At 64.0% G+C, this 8251-nt stretch carries 10 protein-coding genes and 1 pseudogene; all 11 read right to left on the reverse strand.

The window, feature by feature from the left end:
- On the reverse strand, positions 1 to 201 hold a 201-nt coding region (locus tag J5J83_RS13640; RefSeq protein WP_212349993.1), incomplete at its 3' end, for an ATP-binding cassette domain-containing protein.
- Positions 202 to 206: 5 nt separating this feature from the next.
- Positions 207 to 926, reverse strand: a pseudogene (locus J5J83_RS13645) (ABC transporter ATP-binding protein); the annotation flags it as partial.
- Entirely contained in the window at positions 927 to 1049 is a 123-nt protein-coding gene (locus J5J83_RS23150; protein WP_282959130.1) for a hypothetical protein, read from the reverse strand.
- Positions 1046 to 2083, reverse strand: coding sequence for a branched-chain amino acid ABC transporter permease (locus tag J5J83_RS13650; protein WP_212349995.1), 1038 nt, complete (start codon positions 2081 to 2083; stop codon positions 1046 to 1048). The genes J5J83_RS23150 and J5J83_RS13650 overlap by 4 nt, the downstream gene beginning before the upstream one ends.
- A gap of 118 nt (positions 2084 to 2201) precedes the next feature.
- Positions 2202 to 3350 (reverse strand): ABC transporter substrate-binding protein, encoded by a 1149-nt coding sequence (locus J5J83_RS13655; protein ID WP_212349997.1) that lies wholly within the window; start codon positions 3348 to 3350, stop codon positions 2202 to 2204.
- Positions 3351 to 3464: 114 nt separating this feature from the next.
- Positions 3465 to 4670: a 3-oxoadipyl-CoA thiolase gene (pcaF, locus tag J5J83_RS13660; RefSeq protein ID WP_212349999.1), complete on the reverse strand. Its 1206-nt coding sequence runs from the start codon at positions 4668 to 4670 to the stop codon at positions 3465 to 3467.
- Between the two features lie 45 nt (positions 4671 to 4715).
- Positions 4716 to 5348: a TetR/AcrR family transcriptional regulator gene (locus J5J83_RS13665; RefSeq protein WP_212350000.1), complete on the reverse strand. Its 633-nt coding sequence runs from the start codon at positions 5346 to 5348 to the stop codon at positions 4716 to 4718.
- 62 nt (positions 5349 to 5410) lie between these two features.
- On the reverse strand, positions 5411 to 6478 hold the full coding sequence (paaE, locus tag J5J83_RS13670; RefSeq protein WP_212350002.1) for a 1,2-phenylacetyl-CoA epoxidase subunit PaaE: 1068 nt from the start codon (positions 6476 to 6478) through the stop codon (positions 5411 to 5413).
- Positions 6479 to 6513: 35 nt separating this feature from the next.
- Positions 6514 to 7005, reverse strand: a complete 492-nt coding sequence (gene paaD / locus J5J83_RS13675; protein WP_212350004.1) for a 1,2-phenylacetyl-CoA epoxidase subunit PaaD — start codon at positions 7003 to 7005, stop codon at positions 6514 to 6516.
- 8 nt (positions 7006 to 7013) lie between these two features.
- Positions 7014 to 7796 carry a 1,2-phenylacetyl-CoA epoxidase subunit PaaC gene (gene paaC / locus J5J83_RS13680; RefSeq protein WP_212350006.1) on the reverse strand — a complete coding sequence of 261 codons (783 nt, stop codon included), beginning with the start codon at positions 7794 to 7796 and terminating at the stop codon, positions 7014 to 7016.
- Positions 7797 to 7807: 11 nt separating this feature from the next.
- The gene (gene paaB, locus J5J83_RS13685) at positions 7808 to 8095 is read right to left on the reverse strand and encodes a 1,2-phenylacetyl-CoA epoxidase subunit PaaB (RefSeq protein WP_108950244.1); all 288 of its coding nucleotides are present in this window, start codon (positions 8093 to 8095) and stop codon (positions 7808 to 7810) included.
- Between the last annotated feature and the right edge of the window lie 156 nt (positions 8096 to 8251).

Consider the following 8251-nt stretch of genomic DNA (forward strand, 5'->3'; position numbering starts at 1 on the left):
GAAAGCCACCTGGCCCCTGGAGCCGAGCACCCCCATGATGGCCGAGAGCTTCGTTGTCTTGCCCGCTCCGTTGGGGCCGATCACGGTCACGATCTGGCCTTCGCCCACGCTGAGGTTGGCGTTGGTGAGCGCCTCGACCTTGCCGTAGGACACGCACAGATCCTTGATTTCCAGCACGGTGTTCCTGGTTTCGTTCGCCATGTTCCTCACTCCACCCCACCCAGATAGGCTTCGAGCACCGCCGGGTTCTTCTGCACGTCTTCGGGCAGCCCTTCGGCGATCTTCTCGCCGAACTCCATCACCACCACCCGGTCGACCAGGCCCATGACGAAGTCCATGTCGTGCTCGACCAGCAGCGTGGCCATGCCCTCGGCCTTGAGCTTCTTGAGCAGCTCGGCCAGCGCCTGCTTCTCCTTGAAGCGCAACCCGGCCGCCGGTTCGTCGAGCAGCAGCAGGCAGGGGTCGGCGCACAGCGCGCGCGCAATCTCCATGATGCGCTGCTGCCCCAGCGCGAGGCTGCCGGCCTCGTCGAACATGTGTTCGGCCAGCCCCACGCGTTCGATCTGGCGTGCGGCCTCGGCCAGCAGGCGCGCCTCTTCGTCGCGGTCCATGCGCCAGGCCGAGCTGATCACGCCCTTGTCGCCGCGCAGGTGGGCGCCGATGGCCACGTTCTCGAGCACGGTCATGGTCGGCAGCAGCTTCACATGCTGGAAGGTGCGGCTCATGCCCATCTGCGCGATCTCGCGCGAGTTGTGCCCGGCCACCGGCTTGCCCATGAACAGCACCTCGCCCGAGGTCGGGGTGTCGACGCCCGAGATCTGGTTGAACATCGTGCTCTTGCCCGCACCGTTGGGGCCGATCAGCGCCAGGATCTCGCCCGCGCGTACCTCCAGGCTCATGTTGTTGTTGGCCACCAGACCGCCGAACTAGTTGAGCAGCGTGACGTAGAACGGCGGCAGCACCAGCGGCGCGATCAGCAGCACACCAAGGAAAACGCCCAGCACGAGGCGCGGTGACATGAATGCATTGTCGGCAGCAGCGGATTTCATTCTTCCTCCTCCATATGGTGGCTGGTCAGCGAGCGCCACAGGAGAACGGGGATGATCAGGGTGAACACGATGACTTCCTTGTAGGCACTGGCCCAGAAGGAGGAGAAGGCTTCGAGCAGGCCGACGAGTACCGCCCCGACGGCCGCAATCGGATAGCTGCCGAGACCTCCGATGATGGCAGCAACGAACCCCTTCAGACCGATGAGGAAGCCCGTGTCGTAATAGATGGTGGTGATCGGCGCGATCAGGACGCCCGACAAGGCGCCGATGAACGCGGCGAGCAGGAAGGTGAGCTTGCCTGCAAGCGAGGGCGAGATGCCCATCAGCTGCGCGCCGACGCGGTTGATCGCGGTCGCACGCAGGGCCTTGCCGTAGATGGTGCGCTCAAAGAACAGGTAGAGTGCGACGATCAGTGCAATCGAGGCGAGGATGACCCAGATCGTCTGCCCCGATACCAGCAGCGGACCGACCTCGAAGCGGGCATCGCTGAAAGGCGGCGTACGCTGGCCCTCGGCACCGAAGAACAGCAGCCCCAGTCCGACCATGGCAACGTGCACCGCCACCGAGACGATCAGCAGGATCAACACCGGTGCGGCAGCGATGGGCTGGAACACCAGGCGGTACATCAGCGGCCCCATTGGCACCACGACCGCCAATGCCAGCAGCACCTGCGCGAGCATCGGCAGATCCTTCAGCGGCAGCACCGCGAGCAGGCCAGCCAGGGCGAGCGGATAGGCCAGGTTCCAGCCCAGCACCCCGGTCAGCTTCTTCGTCTGCCCCGCGCGCAGCGCTGCACTGCCGTCGATCACCGCCGCCAGCGCACCCATGATCACCAGCAGCCACACCGTGGCCGGGATCGCCCCGCCCTGAAGCATCGCCAGCGTCAACGCCCCATAGGCGACGAACTCGCCCTGGGGAATGAAGATCACCCGCGTCACCGCGAACACCAGCACCAGGGCCAGCGCCAGCAGGGCGTAGATCGCTCCGTTGGTAATGCCGTCCTGTCCGAGCAACAGCGCTATCTGAAAATCCATGACGAACCCCCGCCTCACCGACCGCCTTGGGGCGCTCGGTGCAGCTCGCAGACTTAGATCGTTATTCACATGCAGCGCGGGTGCAGAACGCACCCGCGCCGGTTCAGCCACGCACGACTTACTTCACGAGCCTCCAGGTGCCATTCTTGATCTCGACCATGACGCGCGAACGCTGATCGAAACCAAGGTGGTCGGTCGGGCTCATGTTGAAGATGCCATGCGCACCCGGCAGTTCCTTGATGCCTTCGAGCGCATCACGCATCGCGGCGCGAAACTCGGCCGTGCCCGGCTTGGCTTTCTTCAGCGCGACCGGGATCGCCGCAGTCATCAGCTGACCGGCATCCCAGGCGTGGGCGCCGAAGGTCGACACCGACCCCTTGCCATGGGCCGCCTCGTACTTGGTGATGTAGTCCATCGCGGCCTTCTTCACCGGATTGCTGTCGGGCAGCTGGGCGGCGACGAGCACCGGACCGGCCGGCAGGAAGGTGCCTTCACAGTCCTTGCCGCACACACGCAGGAAGTCGTTGTTGGCCACACCATGGGTCTGGTACAGCTTACCGGCATAACCACGCTCCTTGAGCGTCTTCTGCGGCAATGCCGCCGGCGTGCCGGAACCGGCAATCAGCACCGCATCCGGGCGCGCCGACATGACCTTCAGTACCTGACCGGTCACCGAGGTGTCGTTACGGTTGAAACGCTCGTTGGCCACGATCTGCAGTTTGCGCGCCTCGGCCACGGATTTGAACTGCTCGAACCAGCCTTCGCCGTAGGCGTCGGCAAATCCGATGAAGCCGACCGTCTTCACGCCGCTATTGGTCATGTGCTCGACGATTGCCGTCGACATCTGGGCGTCGTTCTGCGGCGTCTTGAACACCCAGCGCCGCTTGTCGTCGACCGGATCGACGATACGGGCCGAGGCCGCCATCGAGATCATCGGCGTCTGCGCCTCGGCGGCCACGTCGATCATCGCAAGCGAGTTCGGGCTGATGGTGGAACCGATCACTACGTCGACCTTGTCTTCGGAGATGACCTTGCGGATGTTCTTGACCGCGGTGGTGGTGTCCGAGGCGTCGTCGAGCACGATGTAGTTGACCTTCTCGCCGCCGATCGTGGTCGGCAGCAGGGCCAGCGTGTTCTTTTCCGGAATGCCGAGTGAAGCGGCGGGTCCGGTCGCCGACACGATCACGCCGACGTTGATTTCAGCCTGCGCAGCGGTGGCAACAAAGGCAAGGCCGATGGCGGCCATCAGGGTGTTCTTCAGCTTCATGGTGTCTCCTCCTCATGGTTTATAAGCGCAATCGGAACCGAGGTATCCCGACAGCCTCCTGCAAATTATTACATGCCTAATTTGTTAAAAACTAACGAATTGTGACAACCGAGATCAGACGCGCTCGATGATCATCGCAATACCCTGCCCGACCCCGATACACATTGTGCACAGGCCGTAGCGACCACCCGTCACCTCGAGCTGACGCAGGGCCGTCAGCACCAGTCGCGCCCCGGATGCACCGAGTGGGTGACCGAGCGCAATCGCGCCGCCATTGGGATTGACCCGCGGATCGTCGTCGCGCAGTCCGAGCTGGCGCATCACCGCGAGGCCCTGTGCCGCGAATGCCTCATTGAGTTCGATGACGTCCATCTGCTCGAGCGTCAGGCCTGCCTTTTCCAGCACCTTGCGCGACGCGGGCGCAGGACCGATGCCCATGACCCGGGGTTCGACACCGGCCGTGGCCATGGCCACGATGCGCGCACGCGGCTTGAGACCATGCTTGGCCGCGGCTTCTCCCGAAGCGATGAGCAGCGCAACCGCACCGTCATTGACACCCGACGCATTGCCCGCCGTCACCGAGCCGTCGGGACGGACCACGCCGCGAAGCTTTGCCAGGGTGTCGAGCGTGGTATCCGCACGCGGATGTTCGTCTGCGGCCACGACGACCGCTTCCCCTTTCTTGCGCGGGATCTCGACCCGGCACAGTTCGCCGTCGAAGAAGCCGCGTGCCGCTGCCGCCGCATAGCGCTGCTGGCTGCGCACGGCGAACGCGTCCTGGTCGGCACGGCTGATCTCGAAGTCGGCGGCGACGTTCTCGGCCGTCTCCGGCATCGAGTCGATACCGTATTGCGCCTTCATCAGCGGGTTGACGAAGCGCCAGCCGATGGTGGTGTCCTCGATCTTCGCGCTGCGCGAGAAGGCGGTATCGGCCTTGCCCATGACGAAGGGCGCGCGGCTCATGCTCTCCACACCACCGGCAATCATCAGGCCAGCCTCGCCGGCCTTGATCGCCCGCGCGACGATGCCCACCGCATCCATGCCCGAGCCACACAGCCGGTTGATCGTCGATCCCGGCACATCGATGGGCAAGCCGGCGAGCAACGCCGCCATGCGGGCGACGTCGCGATTGTCCTCGCCCGCCTGGTTTGCGCAGCCGTAATAGACGTCCTCCACCGCAGCCCAGTCGACCGCGGGATTGCGTTTGATCAGCGCCTTGATCGGCAGCGCCGCCAGATCGTCCGCGCGTACGCCCGACAAGGCACCGCCGTAGCGCCCGAATGGGGTGCGGATCCCGTCGCAGATAAAGGCTTCTGTCACTGAGTATCTCCTCTCATTGCCGCTGCGGCTTCGCGCAGCCGATGTCTATTCGTGTGTCGCCGCGGTTGCGGGCGACAGATCCGTCTTCAGCAATCCCTTGACGCCATTGAGCAGGATGGCCGTCACCACCGGCGCCATGTCTGCATAGGTGTAATGCCCGTCCGCGCGCAACCAGGTGAAGGTCCAGTTGATCATGCCGAACAGGATCATCGCCACCGGCTTGTCCAGATTGCGCGCCTTCAGGCCGGGTTCGACACATTCGATGGCGTGTGCGAATGCCGCCACCACCTTGCGCTGTTTGCCGACCACATATTCCGCCTGTGCTGCCTGGAGAAACTTGACATCCTGCACCAGCACCACGTGCTGGCTTTGCGAATGCTCGTATTCCTCCATGAAACGCCCCACCAGCGCCGCCAGTTGAGGCTCGGCTGCCAGATCCTGCGCTTCCACCCCGGCCACGATCGCCAGCAACTGGTCCATGTAGCTGTCCGCGATGTCGAACAGGATGTGTTCCTTGTCGCGGTAGTAGTGGTAGAGCAAGGGCTTGGACACCCCGCAGGCCTTGGCCAGTTCGGCCATCGACGCGTTGTGGAAGCCCTTGTCCGCGAACAGCCGCGCCGCCTCCCGCAGGATGGCGTCGCGTTGCAGTTCGAAAGTGGGAGATTTGCCCCTTGCCATGTCGTGGTTCCGTTCAGATGCGAATGAGCTTGCCCACCCGCAGCGTTTCGGGGTACCGCCGCCTAACGATCGTCGAAGCTGATGACCACCCGCTCGGTCAGCGGATGGGACTGGCAGGTGAGCACATAACCGGCGTCAACGTCGGGTTGCTCGAGGGTGTAGTTCTTGTCCATGCGAACCTTGCCCTCGATGACCTTGGCGCGGCAGGTGCAGCATACCCCACCCTTGCACGAGTACGGCAGATCCATGCCCGCTCTCAGCGCGACATCGAGGATGGACGGGTCCTCGGCGCGAAAATCCATCTCGCGCTTGAGGCCGTCGGCGATGATGGTGATCCGCGCCTGAGGTGCATCGCCGGCTTCCACGTGATGGGCCGGGCCGCTGTCGGGCACGCCGAAACGTTCGAGATGAATACGCTCCGCATCGACGCCGCTGGCCAGCAGACCGGCCTCGACTTCGTCGATCATGCCGCCAGGGCCGCAGATGAAGGCCGCATCGATGGTGTCGGCCGGAATCAGGGTGTCGAGGAAGCTGGCCACCCGTGCACGATCGAGACGGCCGTTGAACAGATCCACGTCCTGCTCTTCGCGCGAGAACACGTGATACAGCGTGAAGCGCGTCATGTAACGGTCTTTCAGGTCCTCCAGCACCTCGGCGAAGATCACGCTGCCCTGGCGCTGGTTGCCGTAGATCAGCGTGAAGCGGCTGGCCGGCTCGGCGCGCAGCGTGGTCTTGATCAGCGACAGGATCGGGGTGATGCCGCTGCCCGCCGCGAAGGCGACATAGTGGCGTGCGTGCGCCGGATCGAGTTCGGTATGAAAGCGCCCCTCGGGCGTCATGACCTCGATTACGTCACCGGCCTTGATGCTGGCATTGGCCCAGGTGGAGAAGCGCCCGCCACCGATCTTCTTGATCGCGACGCGCAGCTCACCATCATCGACACCGGCACAGATCGAGTAGGAGCGACGCAATTCCTCGCCGCCAACGTTGGCCTTCAGCGTCAGGTGCTGGCCTTGCACGAAGCGGTAATCGTCGGCCAGCTCGGCGGGCACCTCGAAGCGCAGGCTGATGGCTTCGGGCGTCTCGCGGCGCACTTCGGCGATTTTGAGCGGGTGAAATTTCGGTGTCATTGTGTGTCTCCGGTATCCGTCTTTCTGCGGACGAATCAGATCGGTTTGAAATATTCGAAGGGTTCGAGGCAGTGCTTGCAGCGATACGTTGCCTTGCATGCGGTCGAACCGAACTCGGACAGGCGCTCGGTATCGTTCGAGCCGCAGCGCGGACAGGTCAGCGTCTTCTTCACGAAGTGGATCGGCTGTGCGCCACCCACCGCAGCTTTGCCGGAGGGCGGCACAATGCCGTAGGCACGCAACTTCTCGCGCGCCGCCTCACCGATCCAGTCGCTGGTCCAGGCCGGATCGAGCCGGGTCTGCAACTCGACCCGCCCCGCACCGGCTTCGAGCAGCGTGTCGCGAATCGCAAGCCCGATGACCTCGGTGGCAGGACAGCCGGAATAGGTCGGCGTCACCACCACGGTGACCGTGTCGTCCGCGCAGTGCAGTTCGCGGATGATGCCGAGCTCCACGACCGACACCGCCGGCACCTCGGGATCAGGCACACCGTCGAGCAGTGTCCAGGCTTGCGCTTCGGTCAACATGCCGTGACTCACCACTGTGCGCCGGGGTAGGTGCGCTGCATGTACTGCATGGTCGCCAGCAGATGCCCCATATGCTCGGAGTGACGGCCGAACTTGCCGAAGGTCTTGAACGGCGTGCGCGCCGGCACGACCAGCGTGGCCTGGGCGAACACCGGCAGCAGCATGGCTTCCCAGTCCGCCTCCAGCTCACCCCACGCTGGGCCGATGCCGGCCGCGGAAACGGCTTCATCGGTGGGGTTGGCAGCGAAGAGCTCGGCGGTATAGGGCCACAGATAGTCGAGCGCGGCCTGCGTCTTCGCATGGGACACCTCGGTGCCGTCACCAAGACGGATCACCCACTCCGCCGAGTGATTGAAGTGATAACGCGCTTCCTTCAGGCTCTTGGCGGCGATGGCCGCAAGTTCGGTATCGGACGAGGTGGCAAGGCGCTGCCACAACAGGATCTGAAACGCGCTGTAGAGAACATTGCGCACCGTGGTGCGACCGAAGTCCTCGTTCGGCACTTCCATCATCGTGATGTTGCGATAGTCGCGCTCGACACGCAGGAAGGCGAGCTGGTCTTCGTCGCGGCCCTTGCCTTCGAGCTTGCCGGCATGGGTCAGCAGCAGACGGGCCTGACCGACCAGATCGAGCGCCATGTTGGCCAGCGCCAGATCCTCTTCGATGACCGGCGCGTGTCCGCACCACTCCGACAGGCGCTGACCGAGGATCAGGGCGTTGTCGCCGAGGCGCATCACGTATTCGATGTGTTCCGCCGGGGCGGACACGGTCTGGGTGGTGGTTTGCGTCATCTTGTCCACCCTCACATGTGGTTAACTTCGTCGGGCAGCTGATAGAAGGTCGGATGACGGTAGATCTTGTCTTCCGCCGGATCGAACAGCTCGGGCTTGGCATCGGGATCGGAGGCGACGATGTCGGACGCCTTCACCACCCAGATCGACACGCCTTCGAGGCGACGGGTATAGACGTCGCGCGCCATCTGCAGCGCCATCTTTGCGTCCGGCGCATGCACGCTGCCGCAATGCTTGTGGTCCAGGCCGTTACGGCTACGGATGAAAACTTCCCACAGGGGCCATTCTTTGCGTTCCATGTTCTTTGTCTCCTTGCCGCCCTTGGCGGCGCTGATCTCACGGTGGCGGATACCGTCGCTGGACGGTCCCTTCCCCTTCAAGGGGGCGGAGTCAAACGAGCCCACCCGAACCTCATTAGCAGGTCCCTTCCCCTTCAAGGGGAAGGACAGGATGGG

Source organism: Azoarcus sp. L1K30, assembly GCF_018122735.1.
In the GTDB taxonomy this organism is placed as follows: domain Bacteria; phylum Pseudomonadota; class Gammaproteobacteria; order Burkholderiales; family Rhodocyclaceae; genus Parazoarcus.